This window comes from Inquilinus limosus MP06, from assembly GCF_000767795.1.
GTDB lineage: Bacteria > Pseudomonadota > Alphaproteobacteria > DSM-16000 > Inquilinaceae > Inquilinus > Inquilinus limosus_E.
Genome location: NZ_JANX01000025.1, coordinates 1 through 23,603, shown reverse-complemented (window position 1 = coordinate 23,603; position 23,603 = coordinate 1). Strand labels below are relative to the sequence as shown.

Annotated in this window: 24 protein-coding genes; 15 read left to right on the top strand and 9 right to left on the bottom strand. The window is 69.8% G+C overall.

The window, feature by feature from the left end:
• Positions 1–49: 49 nt before the first annotated feature.
• Complete coding sequence (locus P409_RS04220) at positions 50–1,384, top strand: MFS transporter (protein WP_052120011.1); 1,335 nt, start codon at positions 50–52, stop codon at positions 1,382–1,384.
• A 16-nt stretch (positions 1,385–1,400) separates the two neighbouring features.
• Here the strand turns inward: P409_RS04220 and P409_RS04215 are convergent, their stop codons facing one another.
• Positions 1,401–2,150, bottom strand: a complete 750-nt coding sequence (locus tag P409_RS04215) for a GntR family transcriptional regulator (RefSeq protein WP_052120010.1) — start codon at positions 2,148–2,150, stop codon at positions 1,401–1,403.
• 161 nt (positions 2,151–2,311) lie between these two features.
• Here P409_RS04215 and P409_RS04210 point away from each other — a divergent pair, with 161 nt between their 5' ends.
• The 8 genes from P409_RS04210 to P409_RS04175 all read left to right on the top strand — a co-directional run bounded on the left by P409_RS04210 (position 2,312) and on the right by P409_RS04175 (position 10,320).
• Positions 2,312–3,334 carry a sugar ABC transporter substrate-binding protein gene (locus P409_RS04210; RefSeq protein WP_034832127.1) on the top strand — a complete coding sequence of 341 codons (1,023 nt, stop codon included), beginning with the start codon at positions 2,312–2,314 and terminating at the stop codon, positions 3,332–3,334.
• 68 nt (positions 3,335–3,402) lie between these two features.
• Positions 3,403–4,449 (top strand): ABC transporter permease, encoded by a 1,047-nt coding sequence (locus P409_RS04205; RefSeq protein WP_052120009.1) that lies wholly within the window; start codon positions 3,403–3,405, stop codon positions 4,447–4,449.
• Positions 4,449–5,420, top strand: a complete 972-nt coding sequence (locus tag P409_RS04200) for an ABC transporter permease (protein WP_034832125.1) — start codon at positions 4,449–4,451, stop codon at positions 5,418–5,420. The genes P409_RS04205 and P409_RS04200 overlap by 1 nt, the downstream gene beginning before the upstream one ends.
• A 2-nt stretch (positions 5,421–5,422) precedes the next feature.
• Complete coding sequence (locus P409_RS04195) at positions 5,423–6,934, top strand: sugar ABC transporter ATP-binding protein (RefSeq protein ID WP_034832122.1); 1,512 nt, start codon at positions 5,423–5,425, stop codon at positions 6,932–6,934.
• 122 nt (positions 6,935–7,056) lie between these two features.
• Positions 7,057–8,679: a sensor histidine kinase gene (locus tag P409_RS04190; protein ID WP_052120008.1), complete on the top strand. Its 1,623-nt coding sequence runs from the start codon at positions 7,057–7,059 to the stop codon at positions 8,677–8,679.
• Positions 8,676–9,308, top strand: a complete 633-nt coding sequence (locus P409_RS04185; protein WP_034832119.1) for a response regulator transcription factor — start codon at positions 8,676–8,678, stop codon at positions 9,306–9,308. Before P409_RS04190 ends, P409_RS04185 begins: the two co-directional genes overlap by 4 nt.
• A gap of 121 nt (positions 9,309–9,429) precedes the next feature.
• The gene (locus tag P409_RS04180) at positions 9,430–9,813 is read left to right on the top strand and encodes a response regulator transcription factor (protein ID WP_034832116.1); all 384 of its coding nucleotides are present in this window, start codon (positions 9,430–9,432) and stop codon (positions 9,811–9,813) included.
• Between the two features lie 135 nt (positions 9,814–9,948).
• Positions 9,949–10,320 carry a hypothetical protein gene (locus tag P409_RS04175; protein ID WP_034832114.1) on the top strand — a complete coding sequence of 124 codons (372 nt, stop codon included), beginning with the start codon at positions 9,949–9,951 and terminating at the stop codon, positions 10,318–10,320.
• Positions 10,321–10,417: 97 nt separating this feature from the next.
• Here P409_RS04175 and P409_RS04170 read toward each other — a convergent pair whose 3' ends face one another.
• Entirely contained in the window at positions 10,418–10,660 is a 243-nt protein-coding gene (locus tag P409_RS04170) for a hypothetical protein (protein WP_034832111.1), read from the bottom strand.
• Positions 10,661–11,016: 356 nt separating this feature from the next.
• Between P409_RS04170 and P409_RS04165 the strand changes: the two genes are divergently transcribed.
• Both P409_RS04165 and P409_RS04160 read left to right on the top strand, forming a co-directional pair.
• Positions 11,017–13,170, top strand: a complete 2,154-nt coding sequence (locus P409_RS04165) for an indolepyruvate ferredoxin oxidoreductase subunit alpha (protein ID WP_034832107.1) — start codon at positions 11,017–11,019, stop codon at positions 13,168–13,170.
• A 5-nt stretch (positions 13,171–13,175) separates the two neighbouring features.
• Positions 13,176–14,720 carry an indolepyruvate oxidoreductase subunit beta family protein gene (locus P409_RS04160; protein ID WP_238578588.1) on the top strand — a complete coding sequence of 515 codons (1,545 nt, stop codon included), beginning with the start codon at positions 13,176–13,178 and terminating at the stop codon, positions 14,718–14,720.
• Between the two features lie 27 nt (positions 14,721–14,747).
• Here the strand turns inward: P409_RS04160 and P409_RS04155 are convergent, their stop codons facing one another.
• Both P409_RS04155 and P409_RS04150 read right to left on the bottom strand, forming a co-directional pair.
• Positions 14,748–15,251, bottom strand: a complete 504-nt coding sequence (locus P409_RS04155; protein WP_034832102.1) for a MarR family winged helix-turn-helix transcriptional regulator — start codon at positions 15,249–15,251, stop codon at positions 14,748–14,750.
• A 42-nt stretch (positions 15,252–15,293) separates the two neighbouring features.
• The gene (locus P409_RS04150) at positions 15,294–16,085 is read right to left on the bottom strand and encodes a cyclase family protein (protein WP_034832097.1); all 792 of its coding nucleotides are present in this window, start codon (positions 16,083–16,085) and stop codon (positions 15,294–15,296) included.
• Between the two features lie 324 nt (positions 16,086–16,409).
• Here P409_RS04150 and P409_RS04145 point away from each other — a divergent pair, with 324 nt between their 5' ends.
• From P409_RS04145 to P409_RS04135, 3 genes are all read left to right on the top strand, one after another.
• Positions 16,410–17,198 carry an ABC transporter substrate-binding protein gene (locus tag P409_RS04145; RefSeq protein ID WP_034832092.1) on the top strand — a complete coding sequence of 263 codons (789 nt, stop codon included), beginning with the start codon at positions 16,410–16,412 and terminating at the stop codon, positions 17,196–17,198.
• 64 nt (positions 17,199–17,262) lie between these two features.
• Positions 17,263–17,940 (top strand): amino acid ABC transporter permease, encoded by a 678-nt coding sequence (locus P409_RS04140; protein WP_034832088.1) that lies wholly within the window; start codon positions 17,263–17,265, stop codon positions 17,938–17,940.
• Positions 17,941–17,965: 25 nt separating this feature from the next.
• Positions 17,966–19,237, top strand: coding sequence for a cysteine desulfurase-like protein (locus P409_RS04135; RefSeq protein WP_034832085.1), 1,272 nt, complete (start codon positions 17,966–17,968; stop codon positions 19,235–19,237).
• On the opposite strand, the gene P409_RS04130 is transcribed toward P409_RS04135, so the two are convergent.
• Together P409_RS04130 and P409_RS04125 are read right to left on the bottom strand one after the other, a co-directional pair.
• Entirely contained in the window at positions 19,216–19,962 is a 747-nt protein-coding gene (locus tag P409_RS04130) for an aspartate/glutamate racemase family protein (RefSeq protein WP_034832081.1), read from the bottom strand. The genes P409_RS04135 and P409_RS04130 overlap by 22 nt on opposite strands.
• A gap of 12 nt (positions 19,963–19,974) precedes the next feature.
• Complete coding sequence (locus P409_RS04125; RefSeq protein WP_034832077.1) at positions 19,975–20,610, bottom strand: flavin reductase family protein; 636 nt, start codon at positions 20,608–20,610, stop codon at positions 19,975–19,977.
• 135 nt (positions 20,611–20,745) lie between these two features.
• On the opposite strand from P409_RS04125, the gene P409_RS04120 reads away from it, so the two are divergent.
• Positions 20,746–21,423: a GntR family transcriptional regulator gene (locus P409_RS04120; RefSeq protein WP_034832072.1), complete on the top strand. Its 678-nt coding sequence runs from the start codon at positions 20,746–20,748 to the stop codon at positions 21,421–21,423.
• 17 nt (positions 21,424–21,440) lie between these two features.
• Here the strand turns inward: P409_RS04120 and P409_RS04115 are convergent, their stop codons facing one another.
• The 3 genes from P409_RS04115 to P409_RS36910 are packed head-to-tail and all read right to left on the bottom strand — an operon-like array spanning position 21,441 to position 23,543.
• Entirely contained in the window at positions 21,441–22,415 is a 975-nt protein-coding gene (locus tag P409_RS04115; RefSeq protein WP_034832069.1) for an ABC transporter ATP-binding protein, read from the bottom strand.
• Positions 22,412–23,398: an ABC transporter ATP-binding protein gene (locus P409_RS04110; RefSeq protein WP_034832065.1), complete on the bottom strand. Its 987-nt coding sequence runs from the start codon at positions 23,396–23,398 to the stop codon at positions 22,412–22,414. Before P409_RS04110 ends, P409_RS04115 begins: the two co-directional genes overlap by 4 nt.
• Positions 23,399–23,405: 7 nt before the next feature.
• On the bottom strand, positions 23,406–23,543 hold the full coding sequence (locus P409_RS36910; RefSeq protein ID WP_202964548.1) for a hypothetical protein: 138 nt from the start codon (positions 23,541–23,543) through the stop codon (positions 23,406–23,408).
• Between the last annotated feature and the right edge of the window lie 60 nt (positions 23,544–23,603).

Genomic DNA, 23,603 nt, shown 5'->3' with positions numbered 1-23,603 from the left:
GACCGGCCTGACGACACGACATTACAAGACAAAGGAAGGGAGGAGCAGCATGAGCCACGCAGCCATCCGCGCGCGGGCCGAGGCCGGGGAACGGCCGGTGGACAAGGCGGGAATCCGCAAGGCGATCACCGCCGCCACCATCGGCACCGTCATCGAGTGGTTCGACTACGCGCTGTACGGCGCCGCCTCGGGCCTGGTCATCGGCAAGCTGTTCTTTCCCGACCTGTCCGGCGTCGGCGGCCAACTGGCGGCCTTCGCCACCTTCGCCGTCGGCTTCTTCTTCCGGCCGCTGGGTGGCATCGTCATCTCGCATTTCGGCGACCGCTTCGGCCGCAAGCCGGCGCTGATCTTCACCATCGCGCTGATGGGCCTGGCCACCGTTGCCATGGGCCTGCTGCCGACCTATGCCCAGATCGGCATCGCGGCGCCGATCCTGCTGGTGCTGATGCGGCTGCTGCAGGGCTTCGGCGCCGGCGCCGAATATGCCGGCGCGGTGACGCTGGTGGCGGAATACGCGCCGACGCGCCATCGCGGCTTCTATACAGCCATCCTGCAGTCGGCGACCGTGGTCGGCATCATGCTGGCGACCCTATGCTTCCTCGTCGTCTCGGCCCTGCCGGACGATGTCCTGATGGGCTGGGGCTGGCGGGTGCCGTTCCTGCTGTCGGCCCTGCTGTTCGGCGTCGCCCTCTACATCCGCAAGCGGCTGGACGAGACGCCGGAATATGTCGCGGCGATGGAGCACGCGGCGCAGCAGAAGCGCGAGGCGCATGTGCCGATCGGCGAGCTGCTGCGCCAGTCGCCGAAGGAGGTGCTGTTCGGCTTCCTGTCGGTCACCGGCCACAACGCCAACGCCTACATCCTCAGCGCCTTCTGCCTGAGCTACATGACCAACACGCTGCACATGCCGAAGACGCAGTCGCTGACCGCCCTGGTCATCGCCTCCCTCACCGGCGTGGTGGTGACCCCCTTCATGGGCGCCATCGCCGACCGCATCGGCAACGCCGGGGTCTACGCCTTCGGAGCGGTCTTCACCGGCGCCTTCGCCTTCCCGCTCTTCGCCCTGATCGACACCGGCGATCTGGTGCTGGCGACGCTGGCGATGAGCATCGGCTACGGCATCGGCTTCGGCGGGCTGGCCGGCGCGCAGGGTGCCTTCCTGGCCAACCTTTTCCCGACCCGCACCCGCTTCTCCGGCATCGCCCTGACGCGGGAGCTGAACAGCATGCTGATCGCCGGACCGACGCCCTTCATCGCCTCGGCCCTGGTCGCGGCGGCAGGCGGTACGCCGGAGTATGTCGCGATGTATCTGATGGCCTGCTGCGCCGTCACCTTCATCGCCGTGCTGGCGATCCGCGGCCGGTCGATGGCCGGCAAGGCGTGACGCCGTGGCGGCGGTCTCAGTCGACGACGTAGCGGCGATAGCGCTCGGGCAGCTGGTCGAGCAGCACGAAGGCGCGGTCGACGTGATAGACCAGCCGTGCCTCGGCCTCCGCCGCGTCGCCGGCGTCCAGCGCGTCGATCACCGCGAGATGCTCCTCGATCACCAGCGGCAGCCGGTCCGGGCTGCCGAACAGCCGCATGAAGCGGGCCAGCCGGGTCCAGGCGGTCTGGATCGTGGTCCACACCCCCTCGCGGTTGGCGAAGCTCATCAGCAGGTGGTGGAACTCCTCGTCGGCGGCGTGGAAGCCGTCGGTGTCGCCGGCCTCCAGCAGCAGCCGCTGCTTCGCCGGCACGGCCCGGGCCGCGGCGCTCATCGCCGGGGTCCAGATCTCCGCCGTCTCGCGCAGCACCGCCACCTCCAGCGCCCGGCGGACGAAATGCGCGTCGCCGATGCCGCCGAGACGGATCGGGGCGACGAAGCTGCCCTGCTGCGGGTAGACATCGATCAGCCCCTCCTCCGCCAGCCGCTGGATCGCGGCGCGGATCGGCGTGCGCGACACACCGAATTGGCGGCTGATGCTGTTCTCGCTGATCGGGGTGCCGGGCAGCAGGTGGACGCCGACGATGGCGTGCCGCAGCGCCTCATGCACCTGATCGGCGACGGGCAGGCGGCGGTCGAGGCGGAGGCGAATCGCCTGCAGCCCGCCCGACGCCTCGTCCGGCTCGGCGGTGGCGGGCGACGCTTCGGACGGTGCGGCGATCGGCATCTCTCCCTCCCCGAACGGCGCAGACCCGGCCATTTGTCCGACCTGTTCGGTCGAAGAGCCACAATTCGATTGCGCCTTGCACACTTGGATACTAGCGTTCCGCTGCGCCGTTCAAGTGCGCCGACGCCTTGGCGGCCTCAAGAAACCCTGGGGAGGATCTGATGTCCCGACATGTCCGGAGGGCCGTGCTGGCCGGCCTGGCGCTGCTGGCGGGGGCCGGAGCGGCCGCTGCCGACGACACCCGCGTCGCCTTGGTGCCCGGCGGGCCGCACCCGTATTTCGCCGCCTGGGAGAAGGCCGGCAAGGACGCCGCCCGCGACTTCAAGCTGGCCGCGGCGGACTACAAGGTCCCGCAGAAGTGGGAGCTGAGCACCCAGAACCAGCTGCTCGAGAGCCTGGTGACCCAAGGCTACAACGCGTTTCTGGTGTTCCCCGGCGACCCGGTCGGCAGCGTCAGCACCGTGGCCGAGCTGGCGGATAGCGGCGCCCCGGTGATCGCCACCGCCGGCTGCCTGAAGGACCCGTCCGAAGCGCAGTTCTGCCTGGGCACCGATGTCGGCAACTCCGCCTATCTCGGCACCAAGGAGCTCTTGAAGGCGATGGCCGGCAAGAAGCGGATCCTGCATGTCACCGGCTTCCTGGTCGACCCCAACACCCAGCTGCGCATCGACGCGGTGGAGAAGGCGGCAAAGGAAGAGGGCGCGCAGGTCGTGCAGGTGATCGCCGACATCGATGCGCCGGAGCCGGCGGAAGAGAAGATCAACGCCTATCTCGCCGCCCATGCCGCCGATGTCGACGGCATCATCAGCACCGCCTGGGTGCCGTCGGTCGTCGCCGCCAACGCGCTGCGCCGGATCGGCGACAAGCGCATCCAGATGGTCGCCATCGACCATGACGAGGTGGTGCTGAAGGCGATCAAGGATGGCTTCCTGCACGGCACCATGCTGCAGAACCCGTACGGCCAGGCCTATATCGGCTCCCACGTCGTCGACCGGCTGCGCAACGGCTGCACGATCAAGGCCGACGCGCCGTGGAAGACCAACGCGCTGACCAATCACTTCGTCGATTCCGGCACCGTCTTCGTCGGCGCCGACAAGGTGGATGGCTACGTCGCCGCGATGCAGGACATCACCAAGAACCTGCTGGCCAGCTTCGACGCGACCTATCTGAACTGCAACTCCTGAGCGGCCTTGCCCGGCTAGGCCCTCGCGGTCCGGCCGGGTTCCGCAGACCGTTTCCCAGAGCCAGACCGATGCATGCCGAAGACAGCGCCGCGCCCCCGTCCCAGGTCGGGTCCCCACAGGCGACGCCGCGCGGGGCGTCCGGCCGGCCGCGCTTCTGGCTGACCAACGAGTTCGGCCTGATCGTGCTGATCGCGGTGTTCATCGCCGCCTTCGGCCTGCTGACCCCCGGCTTCCTGTCGCCCTTCAACCTGTTCACGCTGGGCCGCACCGCCGCGATCAACGTCATGATCGGCCTGTCGATGATGGTGGTGATCGTCACCGGCGGGCTGAACCTGGCGGTCGGCGCCATCGGCGTCAGCGCCGCCATGGCCTGCGGCTGGCTGATCCAGGATGCCGGCCTGCCCTGGCCGCTGGGCATCCTGGGCGGGCTGGCGCTGGGCGCGGCGCTGGGCTTCGTCAATGGCTGGACCGTCGTCCGCTCCGGCCTGCACAGCTTCATCATCACCCTCGCCAGCATGAGCATCTTCTTCGGGCTGATGATCTTCCTGACCCGGGGCGAATCCTATCGCGAGCTACCGGCGGTGTTCTCCGGCTTCGGCCGGCTGAAATTCCTGGGCAACACGCTGTCGCCGCTGCTTCTGGTGGCCGTCGTCGTCGCCCTGCTGCTGGTGATGCTGTACCGCTTCACCGTGACCGGGCGCGAGATGCTGGCCGCCGGCGCGAAGCCGGAGGCCGCCGCCCTGTCCGGCATCCGCGTCGACCGCGTCTTCATCGCCTGCCACGCGCTGTCGGGCCTGCTGGCCGGCATCGCCGCGCTGATGCTGGTGGCGCGCAACGGCGCCGCCCTGCCCTCGATGGCCGGGCAGTTGGGGCAGGACTGGCTGCTGCCCGCCTTCCTAGGGCCGGTGCTGGGCGGCACGCTCCTGTCCGGCGGCCGGGTGTCGGTGGTCGGCACATTTCTCGGCGCCTTCCTGGTGACGCTGCTGACCAGCGGCCTGCTGCTGCTGCAGGTCGGCGAATTCTGGGTGCAGGCCTTCCTGGGCCTGCTGCTGCTCCTGGCCGTGCTGATGGACATGGCGCGCCGCTCGGTCCTGGCGCGCCGGAGGATGGTGTGATGGGTGCCCTCTCCCGCTACGCCCGCACCGACTGGTTCGGCCCGCTGCTGGTCACGGTGCTGGCGATCGTCATCGTCGGCGCCTTCAACCCATCCTTCCTGTCGCCGCTGAACATCCAGGTGCTGCTGCTGGCGATTTCGATCAACGCGCTGATCGCCTTCTCGCAGATGATCATCATCGCGGTCGGGCAGATGAACCTGTCGGTCGGTGCCATCGGCGGGCTGGCGGCGATCAGCTTCGCCGGAATGATGCAGGTCTGGGGCCTGCCGGCGCCGGTGGCGGCCGTGCTGGCGCTGCTGATCGGCCTGGGCGCCGGAATGGTGAACGGCGTGTTCATCGCCTGGACCGGGATCAGCGCCTTCGTCATCACCCTGGCCAGCCTGTCGATGTTCAAGGGCATCAACCTCGGCATCACCCAGGCGCAGCCCTTCTACGGCATCCCGGACGCGGTGAAGGCCTTCGGCAACACCACCTTCATCGACCCGCTGCCCTGGCTGGTGCTGCCGACGGCGCTGGTGGCCGTGGGACTGTGGTTCCTCCTGAACCGCCAGGCGCTGGGCCGCTTCATCCTGGCGGTCGGCGGCAACCAGCACGCGGCGGAGCTGTCGGGCATCTCGGTCGGCTTCACCGTCGTCGCCGCCCACGCCATCTCCGGCCTGCTGGCCGCCCTGGCCGGCATCCTGCTGGTGGCGCGGCTGCAGATCGGCCAGCCGACGATCGGCGACGACTGGCTGATCCTGTCCTTCGCAGCACCTGTGATCGGCGGGGCGGTGCTGTCCGGCGGCCATGTCAGCGTGTCGGCGACGCTGCTGGGCGTCGTCATCGTCGCGATCATCACCCAGGCCCTGGTGCTGTTCAACATCGACCCCTTCCTGGTGCAGGTCGTGCTCGGCGTCCTGATCCTGTGGGCGGTCGGCATCAACCGCCTGCGCGAGCTGCGGCTGCGCAAGGCCGCAGCGGCGGGAGCCTGACCATGGCGGTGTTCGAGGCGCGGGGCGTCAGCAAGTTCTTCCCCGGCGTGAAGGCGCTGCAGGGCGTCTCCCTGACGCTGGAGCCGGGATCGATCCACGCCCTGCTGGGCGAGAACGGCGCCGGCAAGTCGACGCTGATCAAGATCATCACCGGCGTGCACCGGCCCGATGAGGGGCAGCTGCTGCTCGATGGAAAACCCGTCGAGTTTGGCGGCCCGCGCGACGCCACCGCCCACCGGATCGGCGTGGTGCACCAGGAGCGCAACCTGATCCCGCGCTTCTCGGTCGGCGAGAACATCGCGCTGGAGCAGCTGGCGGGGCATCCGCTCCGCCGGGTCGACTACGCCAAGGTCAACGAGACGGCGCGGCACTGGCTGAAGGTGCTGGACCTCGACATCGACCCGCGCATCCTGGTCTCCCAGCTCAGCGTCGCCAAGATGCAGCTGGTCGAGATCGCCAAGGCGCTGTCGCTGAAATCCCGCGTGCTGCTGCTGGACGAGCCGACGGCGGCCCTGACCCCGCACGAGACCGACATCCTGTTCGGCCTGCTGCGCCGGCTGCGCGACGAGGGCGTCGGCATGCTCTTCGTCAGCCACAAGCTGGAGGAGGTGCAGGCGATCTGCGACCGGGTGACGGTGCTGCGCGACGGCCGCAACGCCTGCGAGAGCCGGTCGATGGAAGGGCTGGGCCGGCCGGACCTGGTGCGGCTGATGATCGGCCGGGGCGAGCTGATCGCCGACTGGCCGGCGCGCGACCATTCCCAGGCCCCGGCGGCGCTGCGGCTGCAGGGCGTGTCGACCGGCCTGGGCCATCGCAACGTCGATCTGACCCTGCGCCGGGGCGAGATCGTCGGCCTGTACGGGCTGGTCGGCGCCGGGCGGACCGAGCTGGCGAAGTGCATCCTCGGCCAGTTCCCGGTGACGGCCGGCACGGTCGAGGTCGAGGGCCGGCCGGCCCGGATCCGCGACGTCGCCGACGCCATCCACCGCTTCGGCATCGGCTATGTCAGCGAGGACCGGAAGCAGGAAGGCCTCGTGCTGATGCATTCGGTGCTGGAGAATGCCGGCATCACCGTCTGGCGCCGGCTGGCCGGCCGCCTGGGCTTCCTGACCGACGGCATGGTGCGGGCGAAGACCGAGCCCTTCATCAACCGCCTCGCCGTGCGCACCCCGTCGCTGGGCCAGCTGGTCGGCAACCTGTCGGGCGGCAACCAGCAGAAGATCAGCGTCGCCAAATGGCTGGCCGCCGGGGTCAAGGTGCTGATCGTCGACGAGCCGTCGGTCGGCATCGACATCAAGACCAAGGCCGAGCTGCACCGGCTGCTGCGCGAGCTGTCGGACAGCGGCACCGCGATCCTGCTGATCACCAGCGACATGCCGGAGATGATCACGCTCGCCGACCGCATCGTGGTGATGAACGCCTACCAGATCGAGGGCGAGATCACCAACACCCGCGACTACCGGACGATGAGCGAGGGCATCATGAACCTGATCCACCGGGTCGAGGCTGCGTAGCAGGACCACCGGGTTACAGGCGTAACGGATTGGGGCCGTGCGCCGCTTGACGGTCGGCGGCCGGCCGCGTCAGGCTGCCCGCCGCCTTTTTTCATCACGCCGATTGACCGCGCAGACTGCCGATGAGCCGCGATACCGCAGAATGGAGCATCGCCGCCGGCCCGGGACCGGGACGGGGATGGCTTCAGCCCGGCCGGCGCGGCCGGCACCGCCTGCTGGCGCTGCTGCTGGCCGCGGCCGTCTTCGTCGTCGACACCTACACCGACGTCACCGGGGCCATCGCCGTCCTCTACGTGGTGGTGATGCTGGTGGCGTCCGACACGGTCTCGCGGCGCGGCCTCCTCCTGCTGACGCTGGTCTGCGCCGGGCTGACCTTCCTTTCCTTCTTCCTCTCGCACGGCCTGGAGGCCGACGTCTCGGCCATAACCCGCTGCGGCATTGCGCTGGCCGCGATCGTCATCACCGCGGCCCTGCTGCTGCGCGACCAGACGTCGAAGCGGTCGCTGATGCGGGCGCACACCGCCCTGTCCCGCAGCGAGGCGCGCTACCGCGCAATCTTCGAGCAGGCCCGGTTCTCGCTGTGGGAGCAGGATTTCTCCGCCGTCCGCGACCGCCTCGCGGCGCTGCGGGACCAGGGGGTCCGCGACCTGGCCGCCCATGCCCGCGAACATCCAGGCTTCACCCGGGACTGCGCCCGTCTGATCCGCACGGTCGACATCAACGACGCGACGGTCGAGCTGCTGCGTATCCGGTCGCGCGCGGACGGGCTGGGCACGATCGAGCGCTTTCTGCCGGCCGGTGACCCCGCCCTGCTGGACGTCCTGACCGCGGTCGCCGAAGGCCGCGGCCGGTTCGAGGGCCGGGCGAGGCTGGTCGCCGCGGATGGGGCGGTGCGGACCGTTCTCCTCGGCATCTCCTTCCCCGAGGAGGCGGACGAGTTCGGCCGCGTCGTCGCCGGCATGGTCGACGTGACCGAGCGCGAGCAGCTGCAGCAGACCCAGATGGCGGCCCAGGCCGAGCTGGCGCGGGCGTCGCGCGCGGCGACGGTCGGCGCGCTGTCGGCCTCGATCGCCCATGAGATCAACCAGCCGCTCGGCGCCGTGGTGATGAACGCCCAGACCTGCCTGCGCTGGCTGGGCAAGGACCCGCCGGATGTCGAGGCCGCCATGCGGGCGGCGGAGCGTACGGTGCGGGACGGACGGCGGGCAGCGGAGATCGTGCAGCGCACGCGCGGCCAGCTGGTCCGGGACGAACGCAGCGACGCCGCGATCGATCTGCGCGCGCTGGTCGAGGAGACGGTGGCGCTGCTGGAGGCCGAGCTGAGCGCCCATGCCGCACGGGTGGTCACGCGCTTCGCGCCGGCGGTGCCGCCGGTCCGGGCCGACCGCGTGGCGGTGCAGCAGGTGCTGATCAACCTGATCACCAACGGCGTCCACGCCATGGCCGACACGCCGGCCGCGGCGCGCGAGCTGACGGTCGGCGTCGACGGGCCGATCGGGCTGGATGCGCCCGAGGTGCGCGTCTCGGTCCGCGATCGGGGCAAAGGCATCGCCGACGAAGCCCACGCCAAATTGTTCGAGCCGTTCTTCACCACCAAACGGGGCGGCATGGGGATGGGGCTTGCGATCTGCCGCTCGACGGTCGAGAGCTATGGGGGTCGGTTGACCGCGGCAAACCACGAAGAGGGGGGAGCGGTGTTCGCGTTCGCGCTGCCGGCGGAACCGGAGATCGCGGAGGCATCATGACAGCACCAGCCAAGCCTGCGGCCGCCGAGACGCCGCTCGTCCTGATCGTCGATGACGACGAGGCCATCCGCGAGGCGCTGACCGACCTGCTGCGCTCGGTCGGGATCGAGGCGAGGAGCTTCGGGTCGACCCGGGAGCTGCTGGAGGCCGCCCCGAGCGACCGGCCCGGCTGCCTGATCCTCGATGTCCGCCTGCCGGGGCTGAGCGGGCTGGACCTGCAGGCCCAGCTGCAGCGCAGCGGCAACACCCGGCCGATCATCTTCATGACCGGCCATGGCGACATCCCGATGAGCGTGCGGGCGATGAAGGCCGGAGCCCTGGACTTCCTGACCAAGCCGTTCCGCGACCAGGACATGCTGGACGCGGTGGCCGCCGCCATCGACCAGGACAGGGCGCAGCGCCAGGACGCCGCGGCGGCGAAGCAGGTGGCGGCGCTGGCCGCCACCCTGACCCCGCGCGAGGCCGAGGTCATGGCGGCGGTGGTCAAGGGGTTGATGAACAAGCAGATCGCCGGCCAGCTCGGCATCAGCGAGATCACGGTCAAGCTTCACCGCGGCAACGTCATGCGGAAGATGGAGGTCCGCTCCGTCGCCGACCTGGTGCGGAAGGCTGAGCTGCTGCAGCACTGACCGCCCGGGCTGAACGGACAGCCGCTTCGTCCTGCACCTATGTATGGGTATCCGGCCGGCGGCATCGCGCCTATCTAGGACAGGCGGGCTTGAAGCCCATTCTGCCGTCCGCCGAGGTATCGTGTCCCACCCCCCCGTCATTGCCGTCATCGACGACGACCACGCGATCCGCGAGGCGCTGGAGGATCTCCTCTCCTCCCTCGGCTATCGCGCGCTGCCGTTCGCCTCGGCGGAGGACTTCCTGGGCTTTCCCGGCCGGAACGCGGTGGACTGCATGGTGGTCGACGTGCGCATGGGCGGCATGACCGGCCTGGACCTGCAGGCCCGGCTGAACGCCGAGGGCGTGCCATCGCCGATGATCTTCATGACCTCCTACACCGATGACGCGACACGGTCGAAGGCCCTGGCCGGCGGCGCCCACGGCTTCCTCGAGAAGCCGGTCGATGCCGAGGTGCTGATCGGCTGCCTGGCCTCGGCGCTGGGACACGAGGCCCGGCCGCACTGATCCCGGCGCGACGCCGACCTATACCTAGGTGTATCCGCCGCCAGCGAAACGCCTGCCGCCGCAAACCACAGTGGAGTGGGGGCGCGCCGGACCATCCGCCATCCTGTGACTGTCCGAACGACACAGGAGGAGGCGATGTTCTGGAGCGGATCGGGCGCCTTCATTCGGCGCCATGTCGCCACCGGCGATGCCCAGTATTTCGATTGGCGGGTCTCCGTCTCGTCCCGCCGCGACGCGTCGGGCCGGCGCCGGCTGGACCTGCTGCACCTGTCCTGCGCCCGGCATCCGCTGGGTCCTTCGGACGAGACGCCGATGGCCGGATTCGAGATCAGCGTCACGGTCCGGGACCGCGGCGGCGCGGACGGGGCGACGGATCGCCTCCTCTGCCTGCGCGCATCGGCGCGAGCCATCGACCTCTGGATCGCGGCCGCCGGCCCGGAGCATGCGCCCCTGCCCGATGGCGGCACCATCATTCTCGACGGCACCGCCGAGGTTTGGCACGGATAGTCGTCGCCGAATCCCGAGAAACAGCAGAGCCGCGGAGTGAGGGCGCTCCGCGGCTCAGTCGTTCGTCCGGCGAAGAGTGTCGGCGGGCGGCGTCCTCTCAGCGGCGTGCCGTCACCAGGGTGGTGCAGCCCGCCGTGCCGAACGGCCCCGCATCCGCGATGACCTCGGCGGCCGGCGGCTGGGCGACGATCCGGATCGGCTCCCCCTCGCCCGGCGCGTTGCCAGCAAGGGAGAAGCCGAGAACGGCGGCCAGGGCCAGCGTGGCGAAGCCGCAGATGGCCAGCGTCAGCCCGGTGGCCTTCGGATGCGGGAGGGGATCGGTGTTCCGCGCCTGGCCCATGACATGCCTCCTCTCCTGGATCGGCGCCGGGCATCGGTTCGGCGATGCCCGGCTGCCCGGTCGTTGATTAGAGCCTAAGGGCGAAGCGGCCGATCGCTCCATCGCACCTTGGGTCTACAGCGCTCTGCGTTCGTTGGGCGGACCTATACCTTGGTGTGGGATGGCGCCGCGGCGATGCGCCGGCATCCGGCCACAACGGCGGGATGGCCGAAGGGACGTTGGCGGACCGGCGCATGGTTGCGGCGGCAAGTGCCGGCGGTATCGGCCCGGCCGATCCCGTGTTGACAAAGACCCGCCTCAAAATATGATTTTGCAAATAATTTTGCGGCTGCAAGGGCCGCCGGCAGAGGAACGCCATGGCCGAGCGATCATTCGCGCGGGAGGTCGAGGATCTGAAGCTCGGGGACGGCGACGTCTTCCGCGGCGAAGGCATCCTCGCCATCACCAAGGCGCTGCTGCAATCCGGCGTCGCTTATGTCGGCGGCTATCAGGGCTCCCCGATCTCCCATCTCATGGACGTGCTGTCCGACGCCCGGGACGTGATGGAGGATCTCGGCGTCCATTTCGAGACATCGGCCTCCGAGGCGGCGGCCGCGGCGATGCTGTCGGCCTCGGTGATGTATCCGCTGCGCGGCGCCGTTACCTGGAAGTCCACCGCCGGCACCAATGTCGCCGCCGACGCGCTGTCGAACCTGTCCTCGGGCGGGGTCACCGGCGGCACGCTGATCATCATCGGCGAGGATTACGGCGAAGGCTCCTCGATCATGCAGGAGCGCAGCCATGCCTATGCGATGAAGTCGCAGATCTGGCTGCTGGACCCGCGCCCGAACCTGCCCTCGATCGTGCAGGCGGTGGAGGTCGGGTTCGAACTGTCCGAGGCCTCGAGTACGCCGGTGATGCTGCAGGTCCGCATCCGCACCTGCCATGTCCATGGCCAGTTCACCGCCAAGGACAACCGGCGCCCGGCCTTCACCCTGAAGCAGGCGATGGAGAACCCGGTGCGCGACACCAACCGGATCGTGCTGCCGCCCGCCTCCTTCCTGCACGAGAAGGAGAAGATCGAGCGGCGCTGGCCCGCGGCGGTCGAGTTCATCAAGGACCGCCGGCTGAACGAGACCTTCGGCCCGGCGGGCGGCGATGTCGGCATCGTCGTGCTGGGCGGGCTCTACAACTCGCTGATGCGCTCGCTGCAGCTGCTGGGCCTGGCCGATGTCTATGGCCGCTCGCTGGTCCCGATCCATGTCCTCAACGTCGCCTACCCGCTGATCGACGACGAGCTCGCCGCCTTCTGCGCCGGCAAGCGCGCGGTGCTGATGGTCGAGGAAGGGTCGCCCGACTATATCGAGCAGTCGCTCAACGCCATCCTGAAACGCCGCGACATCCAGACCCGGGTCGCCGGCAAGGACGTGCTGCCGATGGGCGGCGAATACACCGCGCCGGTGCTGATGAAGGGGCTGTCGGCTTTCCTCGAGGCTCATGCGCCGGCGCTGCTCGGCAACCGCCCGCCGCCGCCGGACGCCTCGGCCGTGCTGGCCGACCCGCGGGTCAAGGCACTGGCCGAGGTGGTGCCGGCGCGCCCGGCCGGCTTCTGCACCGGCTGCCCGGAACGGCCGATCTTCGCCGCGCTCAAGCTGGCGGAGAAGGAGCTCGGGCCCCACCACGTCTCGGCGGATATCGGCTGCCACCTGTTCTCGATCCTGCCGCCCTTCAACATCGGCGCCACCACCATGGGCTACGGCCTAGGCCCCGCCTCGGCCTCGGCCTTCAACGTCAAGGCCGACAAGCGCGCCATCTCGGTGATGGGCGATGGCGGCTTCTGGCACAACGGCCTCGCCTCCTCGATCGGCAACGCCGTGTTCAACAGGCATGACGGCGTCATTCTGATCGTCGACAACTACTATTCCGCCGCGACCGGGGGCCAGGACATCCCCTCCTCCCGCGCCGACAATCCGCGGCGCCAGACCAACAATCCGATCACCGACGCGGTGCGCGGCGTCGGGGCCAAATGGGTGCGCCAGATCGACCGGACCTACGATGTGGCCCGGCTGCGCGACACCTTCCGCGAGGCGCTGACTACGCCGGAGCCGGGGCCGAAGATCATCGTCGCCTCCTCCGAATGCATGCTGAACAAGCAGCGCCGCGTCCGGCCGCTGCTGGCCAAGGCGGTGAAGGAGGGCCGGCGCGTGGTGCGGCAGCGCTTCGGCGTCGACGAGGATGTCTGCACCGGCGATCATGCCTGCATCCGGCTGTCCGGCTGCCCGTCGCTGTCGGTCAAGCACACCGACGACCCGCTGAAGGACGACCCGGTCGCCGCCATCGACCAATCCTGCGTCGGCTGCGGCAATTGCGGCGAGGTCTCGGAGGCCGCGATCCTGTGCCCGTCCTTCTACCGGGCCGACATCATCCAGAACCCGGGCCGGGCGGAGCGGCTGCTGGCGCGGCTGCGCGGCGCGGTGATCGGCTGGCTGCAGCGCCGCCGCGAGAGCCGCCGCATCGTCTTCGCCGAATGAGCGCCGTGGCCGGCATCGACCGTTCACTGCTGTCGCAGGACCGGCCGCTGGCCGTCGCCATCCTGGCCATGGGCGGCCAGGGCGGCGGGGTGCTGGCCGACTGGATCGTGGCGCTGGCCGAAAGCCGAGGCTGGGCCGCCCAATCGACCTCGGTCCCCGGCGTGGCGCAGCGCACCGGCGCGACGATCTACTATATCGAGATGATCGCGGCGAAGCCGGGCGCGACGCCCGTCCTGGCCCTGATGCCGACGCCGGGCGATGTCGACGTGGTGATGGCGGCGGAGCTGATGGAGGCCGGGCGCGCGGTGCTGCGCGGCCTGGTCACGCCCGAACGGACGACGCTGATCGCATCGACCCACCGCTCCTTCGCCGTGGCCGAGAAGGCCAAGCCGGGGGATGGCACGGCCGATCCCGCGGCCGTGGTCGACGCCACCGACTTCGCGGCCCGGCGCACCATCGCCTTCGACATGGAGGCCGTGGCTGGACGCAGCGGCAGCGTGATCTCCGCCGCCATGTTCGGCACCCTGGCCGGAGCCGGGGTGCTGCCGTTCCCGCACGAAGCGTTCGAGGCGACGATCCAGGCCGGCGGCCGCGGCGTGGAGCCGAGCCTGGCCGCCTTCCGCGCCGCCTGCGACCGGGCCGCCAAGCCGGAGGAACTCGAGCCTATCGCCCGCGTGCCGGAGAAACGCTTCGACGCCCTGCCGGCCGCCGCCGGGCACCCCGACCTCGATCGCCTGGTGCAGCGTATCGCGCGGGAGTTCCCGGCCGAGGCCCACCCGATGCTGTTCGCCGGCGTGAAGCGGCTGACCGACTACCAGGACCCGGCCTATGCTGACGAGTACCTGACCCTTCTCGCCCGGCTGCACGCCGAGGATCGGGCGCAGGGCGGTTCCGCCAAGGGCTTCGCCTTCACCCTGGCGGCGGCCAAGCATGTCGCCGTGGCCATGGCCTATGACGACCCGATCCGCGTCGCCGACCTGAAGGTCCGGTCGCGCCGGTTCGAGCGGGTGCGCCGCGAGGTCGGCGCCGGGCCGGACCAGATCGTCTACGCGACGGAATACATGCATCCGCGCATGGAGGAGGTCTGCGGCACGCTGCCGAGGACGCTCGGCGCCTGGATCGAGGCGCGGCCGGCCCTGTTCGCGCGGCTCGACCGGCTGGTCAGCCGCGGCCGGCGGGTGCGCACCGGAACGGTCTTCTGGTTCCTGGGCCTGCACGCCGTGTCGGGGCTGCGGCGGGTGCGGCGCGGCACACTGCGCCATGCGCGCGAGACCGCCCATCGCGACGCCTGGCTGGCCACCGCACTGGACGTGCTGCGGAGCAATTACGACCTGGCGGTCGAGGTGCTGGAATGCCGGCGGCTGGTGAAGGGCTATTCCGACACCCATGCCCGCGGCGAGTCGAAGTTCGAGCGGGCGCTGTCCGGCCTGCCGCTGCTGGTCGGCCGCGACGACGGCGCCGCCTGGCTGCGCCGGCTGCGCCAGGCCGCCCTGGCCGACGAGGACGGCACCGCCCTGGACGGCGCGCTAAAGACCATCGCGACGCTGTAACCGACGGGGCGGACGCCGCCCGCCCTATCAGATCTCGTGCTTGCGGATGTTGCGCAGGATCTTGTGCAGGGTGGCGACGAAGGCGACGTATTCGTCGCCGTCGACGCCCTCGAACATCTGGGTCAGCAGCGCGTACATGGTGGGCCACACCGCATCGAACACGGCACGACCGTCCTCGGTGATGGCGATGTCGCGCACCCGCATGTCCTCGGCCCGCGGCTGCCGGCGGATATAGCCCTGCTCCTCCAGCGCATCGAGCGTCCGGCTCATGGTCGACTGCTCGGTCACCGCATAGACCGACAGTTCGTTGATCGTCAGCGGCGACGAGATGCTGAGGATGGCGAGCGCCCGCATCTTGGTGGTGGTCATGTCGTGCGCCTTCAGCGCGTCCGACATGTTGGCGTTCCACCGCGCCATCACCCGGTTCATCAGATAGGGCGCGAACTGGTTGAGGCCGATCTCCCCCAGGGTCGGGCGGGTGTCGCCCTGGTCCGGCCGACGCAGCACCGTTCCGGCAAATCTGTCGGTCATCGCTCCCATCTGCTTCCAGTCGTCCGGGTCTTGCGTCGGCCCCTACTCCGCCCGAGGCACCAGCGCAAGGGCACGCACGGGCGACCCGGTGCCGCCGACGAATTTCAGCGGCGCCGCGATCAGCACCGCGCCCTTCGGCGGCAGCTGGTCGAGATGGCACAGGCTGGCCAGGCCGTAGCGGTTGGCCTTGTGCAGCAGAGTGTGGGCGGGGAATGGCGGGGTCATGCCGCCGGCCGAGCCGGCATCGGTACCGACCGTCTCGGAACCCCAGCCGACGATCCCCTTCGACAGCAGGTATTCGATCGCCTCCGCCGTCGGGCCAGGCGAATGCGGGCCGGCCTCGTCGGCGTTCAGGAAGGTCTCCGACGACCCGTTGCGCCTGTACCAGTCGGTGCGCAGCACCACCCAGGACCCGGCCTCGATCGCGCCATGCTCGGCCTCCCAGGCCTTGATGCTGTCGACGGTGAGAAGGTAGTCGGGATTGGCCGCGGCCTCCGCCGAGCGGTCGATCACGTTGACCGGCGCGACGAAGCTCTTCGGCGGGATGCGGTCGGTGGTGTTGTCGGGATGGTCCCGGCCGGTGATCCAGTGCACCGGGGCATCGAAATGCGTGCCGGTGTGCTCGCCCAGCTCCAGCCAGTTCCAGGCCCAGAACGGGCCGTTCTCGTCATAGCGCGAGATCGCATGGACCTTCACCGCCGGCGTGTTGCGGCCGATCTGCGGCGGCAGCTGGATCACCGGCGTCTCCGGCCCCAGCGGCGCGGTGAGATCGACCACCTTGATCGAACCGTCGAGCAAGGACGCCGCCAGGCCGGCGAGATGATCGGTTGCCATCGTGACCTCCCGTTTTGGTTCTGCCCGGTCGCCCCGGTTCGCTTCCCGAAGCTTAAATCGGAATACCTGCAATCACAACTATCTCTGCCCAGTGTTCCAGCACACCGCCGATTGAAAGCATGGAATTGCATGGGAGAAGCTTGAGGCCTAAAACAATCGGGTTGATCGGGGACACCCTGCATGATCACCTAGCGCGACCAACGAGGCGGCGTTCCAGCCTGCCCGCCCAGCCAGCGGACGGCCACCGGCCAGGGCAGCGCCAGCCTCTTCGGCGACGACAAGCCAAGAATGCCCGCGATGCGGGCCGACAGAGGAGGCAACACGATGAAGCTGTTCGGGACGTTGGGGCTGCTGGTCGCGTTCGGCGTGGCGGCGGCGTCCGCGGCGCAGGCCGAGACCATCACGGTCGGCGCCTACCCCGCCAACCCGCCCTGGGAGTACAAGACCGACAGCGGCGCCTTCGAGGGCTTCGAGGTCGACGTGGCGAAGGAGGTGGCGAAGCGCCTCGGCGTCGATGTCGAGTTCCAGGACCTCGGCTTCCAGGCGCTGTTCGCCGCCACCAGCTCCGGCCGCATCGACTTCGCCATCTCCTCGATCTCGGTCACCAATGAGCGGCTGCAGAACCAGGCCTTCACCCAGCCCTATTACGACAGCGACGGCACCATCGTCGGCAAGACGGATTCGCCGATCCATTCGCTGGACGACCTGAAGGGCAAGGTCATCGGCGTGATCTCCGGATCGACCGGCGAGGCCTTCGCCAAGGCCAATGGCGACAAGCTCGGCTTCGCCGAGGTCAAGAGCTACAACGCCCAGCAGGACCTGCTGCTGGAGGCGCAGAACGGCCGCATCGACGGCGGCGCCGGCGAGCTGGCCGGGTTCCTGTACGCGATCAGGCAGATGCCGGCGCTGAAGATCCTGGTCCGCATCCCGACCGGCGAGCGCTTCGCCATGATGACGCGCAAGAACCACCCGCTGCTGCAGAAGGCGAACGACGCGATCGGCGCGATGAAGACCGACGGCACCCTGGCCGCGATCCACAAGAAGTGGTTCGGCGTGGATCCGGAGCCCGGCAGCAGCACGGTGACGCCGGGGCCGATCCCGCAGGCCCAGTAAGCAAGCGGCTGACACCGGGCCGGGCGGTGCCCGGCCCTTCCGCCGAGCCACCCGGGTCCGGACCATGGAACTGATCGACACCTTCTTCAACGGCCCGGTGCTGCTGCGCGCCGTGCCGATCCTGCTGCGGGGCCTGGGCAACACCATCCTGCTGGGCCTGGTCAGCATCGTCTGCGGCACGCTGGCCGGGCTGCTGGTGTGCCTGGTCCGGCTCTACGCGCCCCGGCCGCTGCGGCTGCTGGCGATCTTCTATATCGACATCTTCCGGGCGCTGCCGATCCTGGTCCTGCTGATCATGATCTACTACGCCCTGCCCTTCGTCGGCATCCGGCTGTCATCCTTCCTTTCCGCCACCCTCGCTTTGTCGATGGTGCTGGCGGCCTTCACCGCCGAGGTCTGCCGCGCCGGCATCGAGAGCATCCCGCGCGGGCAGTTCGAGGCGTCCTCCGCCCTCGGCCTGCCGTTCTGGCTGGCGATGCGCAAGGTGATCCTGCCCCAGGCGATCCGCGTCATCATCCCGCCGCTGACCAGCAACTGCGTGTCGGTGTTCAAGGACACGGCCCTGGCCTCGGTCGTCGCCATGCCGGACCTGCTGAAGCAGGCCACCGACGCCCAGGCGCAGATGGCCAACCCGACGCCGCTGATCGGCGCCGCCATCCTCTACCTCGCCTTCCTCTGGCCGCTGGTGCGGCTGATCGGCCATTTGGAGACCCGCGCCAGGCTGCGCGCCGGCCGATCCTGACTCAGGCTCTTGCAGGAGACATCCCGTGACCCAGGCACCGACCGCCGGCCGCCCCTTCCCGATCGACGCGGTGCGGGCCCAGTTCCCGGCGCTGCAGAAGGACAAGGCCGACGACTTCATCTTCCTCGACAATGCCGGCGGCGCGCAGATCCCGCAGAGCGTGCTGGACGCCGTCACCCGCCACCTGGTCGACCACAACGTCCAGCGCGGCGGCCGCTACGACAAGAGCCGTGCGGTCGACCGAGCGGTGGCCGAAGCGCGGGAGAGCGTCGCGCTGCTGGTCAACGCGTACCAACCGGCCGAGATCTGCTTCGGCATGAACGCGACGTCGTTCATCCGGCTGGTCAGCCTCGGCATCGGCCAGACGCTGGGCGAGCGCGACGAGATCGTGGTCACCGACATGGACCACGACGCCAACATCGCCACCTGGCTGGCGCTGGAGAGCGCCGGGGCCAAGTTCGCCTGGTGGCGGATGCGCGAGGACGGCACGCTGCATGTCGAGGACCTGGTGCCGCTGCTGTCGCCGCGCACGCGCCTCGTGGCCTGCACCGCCACCGCCCATTCGATCGGCACCATCGTCGACATCGCCGCGGTGTCGAAGGCCGCGCGGGCCGTCGGGGCCGAGGTCTTCGTCGACTGCGTCCATTACGGCCCGCACGGGCTGATCGACGTGCAGGAATGGGGCTGCGACTACCTGGTCTGCTCCGGCTACAAGAACTTCTCGCCGCATATGGGCTTCCTGTGGGGCCGCTTCGACGCGCTGAAGCGGCTGCCGACCTTCCGCGAGGACTTCATCCCGGACGAGCCGCCTTACAAGGTCGAGGCCGGCACCTTCGTCTATGAGAACGTCGCCGGCATGGACGCCTCGGTGCGATATCTCGAGGCACTCGGCCGCGGCTTCACCTGGCCGTCGAACGGATCCCGCCGCGACGACATCGTCGCGGCCATGGCCGCCATCCGGGCCTATGAGGCCGGGCTGTCGCGTGAGATGCTGCGCCAGCTGAAGGCCTGCGGCGCCACCATCTACGGCATCGCCGACGAGAACCGGGTGGACGGGCGCGTACCGACGATCTGCTTCAACATCCTCGGCCGGTCGCCCCAGGCGATTGCCGACGCGATGTCGGATGCCGGCATCGGCATCCGCGACGGCCACATGTACGCGCCGCGGCTGATGCAGCGGCTGGGCCTGCCGATAGCCACCGGCGCGCTGCGCGTCTCCATGGTCCACTACAACACGGTCGCCGAGGTGCGGCGCTTCGGCGAGGCGCTGGCGGCCTATCTCGGCAGGGCCGGCTGAGCCGCGCCCGCCGTCAGGGTGGCCGGCCCCTTCTGCCGCGGATAGTCGTAGGCGTTGACCTTGGACGTGGCGTAGCCGGCGCCGACCAGCGCCTCGGCGAATTTCAGCGCCGCGGTGACGCCGTCGATGACCGGCACGCCCGTCGCGGCGGTCAGCCGCTCGCACAGCCGTGACATGCCGGCGCAGCCGAGGATGATGGCCTCAGCCCGGTCCTCCCGCCTGGCGCGCCCGATCTCGTCGATCAGCAGGCGCTCGGCCAGCTCCGGCTCCTCCTCCAGCCCCAGCACCGGCAGGTTGATCGACCGCACCGCCCGGCAGTGATGCCCGGCGCCATAGGCCTGCACGATGTCCTCGATGATGGGAACGGACCGCGGCAGCGTCGTGACCACCGAGAAGCGGCGGGCGATGGTCATGGCCACCTGCACCGCCGCCTGGCAGATGCCGATGACGGGGCCCGCCGCCACCTCCCGCGCCGCATGCAGGCCGGGGTCGTCGAAGCAGGCAATGACATAGGCGTCGACCCCCTCGCCTTCGCCGGTCCGGATCTCGGACAGCAGCGCCGGCACCGCCAGCGCCTCGTCCGCGCCGCCTTCGATGCTGACCGGCGTGCCGGCCGGATTCACGGCGGTCACCCGCGTCCCCGGCTGCGCCACCCGCAGGGCGCTCTCCAGGGCCTGGGCCGTCATCGAGGCCGTCGAGTTCGGATTGATCAGGCGGATATGCAAGGCGGCCGTTCCTTATTCCGCGCGCCCCGATGCCTTGAGGACATCCGCGATGGCGGGGGCCTTGAGCACGAACTGGCGGTCGGAGGTGATGTAGTTGTCGGCATGCAGCCGGGCGATCGGCTGGTAGGTCTCGGGGTTGACGTAGCGGCCGGCGGCGTCGAGGCAGTCGCGGCGGACATGCATGTGCACCACCTCGCCCAGCACCAGCACGCGCCGCGGATATTCGATCAGCCGCTCAACCCGGCATTCGAAGGTGCAGGGGGAGCTGGCGATGCGCTCGACATCGATCCGGGCGCAGGACGTGGCCGGCAGCCGCGCCATCTCCAGCTCGTCGACATCGCTGTCGAAGGCCAGGCCGCAGACCAGCATCTGCTGCGCCAGCGCCATGTCGACCATGCTGACCGCGAATTCCCCGGTGCGGCGGATGTTGGCGACCGTGTCCTTCTCCTGCCCCGACGGACGCGGCTGGATGCCGAGGACGACGATCGGCGGCTCGTGCGAGAACACGTTGAAGAAGCTCATCGGCGCGGCGTTGCTGCGGCCGCCGGCGGACCTAGTCGTCACCAGTGCGATCGGTCGCGGACCGACGAAGTTGGTCAGCAGGCGATAGCGGCTGTCCGGCTCCAGCGCGGTGAAATCGAACTCCAACGCACTCTCCGCTTGATCTTCCATGGATTGCCTACAATATTCGCAATTATTGTTTACAACTTAGGCCGCCATGCCGTCCGGACCCGGCTCCTGACGGCGGATGGCGATGTCCGTCACGGCGGCGGGGACCAGGGCATGACCGAGCAGGCAGGCGTCTCGACGCAGCAGATCATCGAAAGGGTGTGGCTTTCGATCGCAGAGCGCCGGCTGCGGCCGGGCGTCCAGCTGAAGGAAGGCCAGCTGGCCGAGATCTTCGACGTCAGCCGGGCCCGCATCCGCCAGGCGCTGGTCGCGCTGGAGCGCGAGGGCCTGGTGACCATCATCCCGAACCGCGGCGCCTTCGTGTGCCAGCCCTCGGCCGACGAGGCGCGGGACGTCTTCTTCGTCCGCCGCTCGGTCGAGCGTTGCGCCATCCAGCGGCTTGGCGGCGCGATCTCGGCAGACGGCCTGGAAAGGCTGCGCGCGCATGTCGTCCGTGAGCGGGCGGCCAACGCCAACGACGCCACCACCGACATCATCCGGCTGTCCGGCGGCTTCCATCTCCTGATCGCCGAACTCTCCGGGTCCGACTTCCTGTTCGGGATGATGCGGGACCTGATCTCGCGCACCTCCCTGATCACCGCCGTCTACCGCAACACCGCGCGCTTCAACTGCGGGCCGGACGAGCATGCCGAGATCGTCGAGGCGCTGGCCGCCGGCGATGTCGAAGCCGCCATCCGGTTGATGGACCATCATCTGGAGCATGTGGAGTCGGAGCTGGATCTCCGCGACGTCCGCGACCTGTCGCACGACCTGAAGGCCGCCCTGGCTTAGCATCGCCGCGACCATCGTCAGTCCTCCGCCAGGTGGCAGGCGATGCGCGTGCCGTCGGCGAGAGTCCGCATCTCCGGTATCTCCGCCGCGCAGCGCGCGGTGGCGAAGGGACAGCGGGGATGGAACGTGCAGCCGGAGGGGGGCTTGAGCGGGCTCGGCACCTCGCCGGCCACGACCTCCCGGTCGCGGTGCGGCTGCGCGATGTTCGGGATCGTCTCCAGCAGCAGCCGGGTGTAAGGGTGGCGCGGCCGGGCGAACAGCGCCTCGGTGTCGCCCTCCTCGACGATGCGGCCGAGATACATCACCGCAATCCGGTCCGACATGTGGCGGACGACGCTGAGGTCGTGGCTGATGAACAGGTAGGTCAGCCCCAGCTGATCCTGCAGCCGGCGCATCAGGTTCAGCACCTGGGCCTGCACCGAAACGTCGAGCGCCGAAGTCGGCTCGTCGCACACCAGGAAGCGCGGCTCGCTCGCCAGCGCCCGCGCGATCGAGATGCGCTGCCGCTGCCCGCCCGAGAACTCGTGCGGGAACTTGGCGCCGTCCGACGCCGAGAGGCCGACGGTGAGGAGCAGCTCCTCCACCCGCTCCGTGATCTCGGCGGCCGAGCTGCGCAGCTTCAATTCCCGCAGCGGCTCGGCGATGATGCTGCGCACCCGCCAACGCGGGTTCAGCGACGCGTAGGGGTCCTGGAAGATCATCTGCGCCGACAGAGGCGCGCCGTCCGGCCCGGGCGCGAAGCGCATCTCGCCGCTGCTGGGCCTGTGCAGGCCGGTGACCAGCCGCGCGACGGTCGACTTGCCGCAGCCGCTTTCCCCGACCAGGCTGAGGCAGCCGCCCATCGGCGTGTCGAAGCTGACATCGTCGACCGCGCGCAGGATCTGCCGCGGCCTGCGCTCGATCATCCGGCTCAGCCAGGGCGGGGAGACGTCGAAGGTCTTGACCAGATGCTCGACGCGCAGCGCGGGCACGGCGGCTTGGGCGGCAATCATGCGGTGCCTCCTGCGTTCAGCCAGCAGGCGCTGGCGCCCTGCCCCGCCGGGCTCATCTCCGGCCGCTCGCGCCGGCAGCGCGGCCCGGCCGACCGGCAGCGCGGGTTGAAGGCGCAGCCGGGCGGGATCGCGTCCAGCCGCGGCATCGCCCCGTCGATCTGGTTCAGCCGCTCGACCCGGACCCCGAGCGCCGGGATCGAGGCCATCAGGCCGCGGGTATAGGGGTGGGTCGGGGCCTGCAGCACCTGGTCGACCGGCCCGATCTCGACCAGCCGGCCCGCATACATCACGGCGATCCTGTCCGCGGTCTCGGCGATCACGCCCATGTCATGGGTCACCAGCATCACGGCGGTGCGCTTCTCCTTGCACAGCCGGCGCAGCAGCGCGGTGATCTGCGCCTGGATCGAGACGTCCAGCGCCGTCGTCGGCTCGTCCGCGATCACCAGCTTCGGCGAGGCCGCCAGGGCCAGGGCGATGACCACGCGCTGGCGCATGCCGCCGGAAAACTGGTGCGGATAGTGGTTCACCCGTTCCTCCGGCGACGGGATGCCGACATCCCGGAGCAGCGCCACTGCGCGGGCCCGCGCCTCGGCCCGGCCGAGCCCGAGATGCAGGCGGATGGTCTCGACCAGCTGCGCGCCGACGGTGAACAGCGGGTTCAGCGAGGTCAGCGGGTCCTGGAAGATCGCGCCGATCTCCCGCCCCCGGATGGCCTGCATGCCGCGGTCGTCGAGAGTGTCGATGCGTCGGCCGGCGAGGTGGATCTCGCCCGCGGCGATGCGGCCGGGCCGATCGAGCAGCCCCTGGATCGCCAGGCCGGTCATCGACTTGCCCGCGCCGGATTCGCCGACCACGCCCAGGATCTCGCCCGGCCGGATCGACAGGCTGACATCGGACAGCGCCGTGGCCACGCCGCGGCGGCTCGGGAACTCCACCCTCAGGCCGCGGACCTCGAGGACGGGCGTCTCGCCAGCCTCAACCATTGGGGCATCAACCATTCGCGTCCCCCTCGATCGGATAGCTGGGCGGGAAGATGTCCGAGACCGGCGGGTGGCCCCAGCTGCGCTGCGGATATTTCGCGACCAGCCCGTCGAACTGAAGCTGCGCCCGGCGGCGGGCCGCTTTCATGTCGATGCCGCGACCTCGCCGTCGCGCATGGACAGGCGGCCATCGACGAAGACGGCCCGC

Coding starts and splice junctions, on each gene's coding strand:
- P409_RS04220 (WP_052120011.1), top strand. CDS start 50: ATGAGCCACGCAGCCATCCGCGCGCGGGCCGAGGCCGGGGAACGGCCG.
- P409_RS04215 (WP_052120010.1), bottom strand. CDS start 2,150: ATGCCGATCGCCGCACCGTCCGAAGCGTCGCCCGCCACCGCCGAGCCG.
- P409_RS04210 (WP_034832127.1), top strand. CDS start 2,312: ATGTCCCGACATGTCCGGAGGGCCGTGCTGGCCGGCCTGGCGCTGCTG.
- P409_RS04205 (WP_052120009.1), top strand. CDS start 3,403: ATGCATGCCGAAGACAGCGCCGCGCCCCCGTCCCAGGTCGGGTCCCCA.
- P409_RS04200 (WP_034832125.1), top strand. CDS start 4,449: ATGGGTGCCCTCTCCCGCTACGCCCGCACCGACTGGTTCGGCCCGCTG.
- P409_RS04195 (WP_034832122.1), top strand. CDS start 5,423: ATGGCGGTGTTCGAGGCGCGGGGCGTCAGCAAGTTCTTCCCCGGCGTG.
- P409_RS04190 (WP_052120008.1), top strand. CDS start 7,057: ATGAGCCGCGATACCGCAGAATGGAGCATCGCCGCCGGCCCGGGACCG.
- P409_RS04185 (WP_034832119.1), top strand. CDS start 8,676: ATGACAGCACCAGCCAAGCCTGCGGCCGCCGAGACGCCGCTCGTCCTG.
- P409_RS04175 (WP_034832114.1), top strand. CDS start 9,949: ATGTTCTGGAGCGGATCGGGCGCCTTCATTCGGCGCCATGTCGCCACC.
- P409_RS04170 (WP_034832111.1), bottom strand. CDS start 10,660: ATGGGCCAGGCGCGGAACACCGATCCCCTCCCGCATCCGAAGGCCACC.
- P409_RS04165 (WP_034832107.1), top strand. CDS start 11,017: ATGGCCGAGCGATCATTCGCGCGGGAGGTCGAGGATCTGAAGCTCGGG.
- P409_RS04155 (WP_034832102.1), bottom strand. CDS start 15,251: ATGACCGACAGATTTGCCGGAACGGTGCTGCGTCGGCCGGACCAGGGC.
- P409_RS04150 (WP_034832097.1), bottom strand. CDS start 16,085: ATGGCAACCGATCATCTCGCCGGCCTGGCGGCGTCCTTGCTCGACGGT.
- P409_RS04145 (WP_034832092.1), top strand. CDS start 16,410: ATGAAGCTGTTCGGGACGTTGGGGCTGCTGGTCGCGTTCGGCGTGGCG.
- P409_RS04140 (WP_034832088.1), top strand. CDS start 17,263: ATGGAACTGATCGACACCTTCTTCAACGGCCCGGTGCTGCTGCGCGCC.
- P409_RS04120 (WP_034832072.1), top strand. CDS start 20,746: ATGACCGAGCAGGCAGGCGTCTCGACGCAGCAGATCATCGAAAGGGTG.
- P409_RS04115 (WP_034832069.1), bottom strand. CDS start 22,415: ATGATTGCCGCCCAAGCCGCCGTGCCCGCGCTGCGCGTCGAGCATCTG.
- P409_RS04110 (WP_034832065.1), bottom strand. CDS start 23,398: ATGGTTGAGGCTGGCGAGACGCCCGTCCTCGAGGTCCGCGGCCTGAGG.
- P409_RS36910 (WP_202964548.1), bottom strand. CDS start 23,543: ATGAAAGCGGCCCGCCGCCGGGCGCAGCTTCAGTTCGACGGGCTGGTC.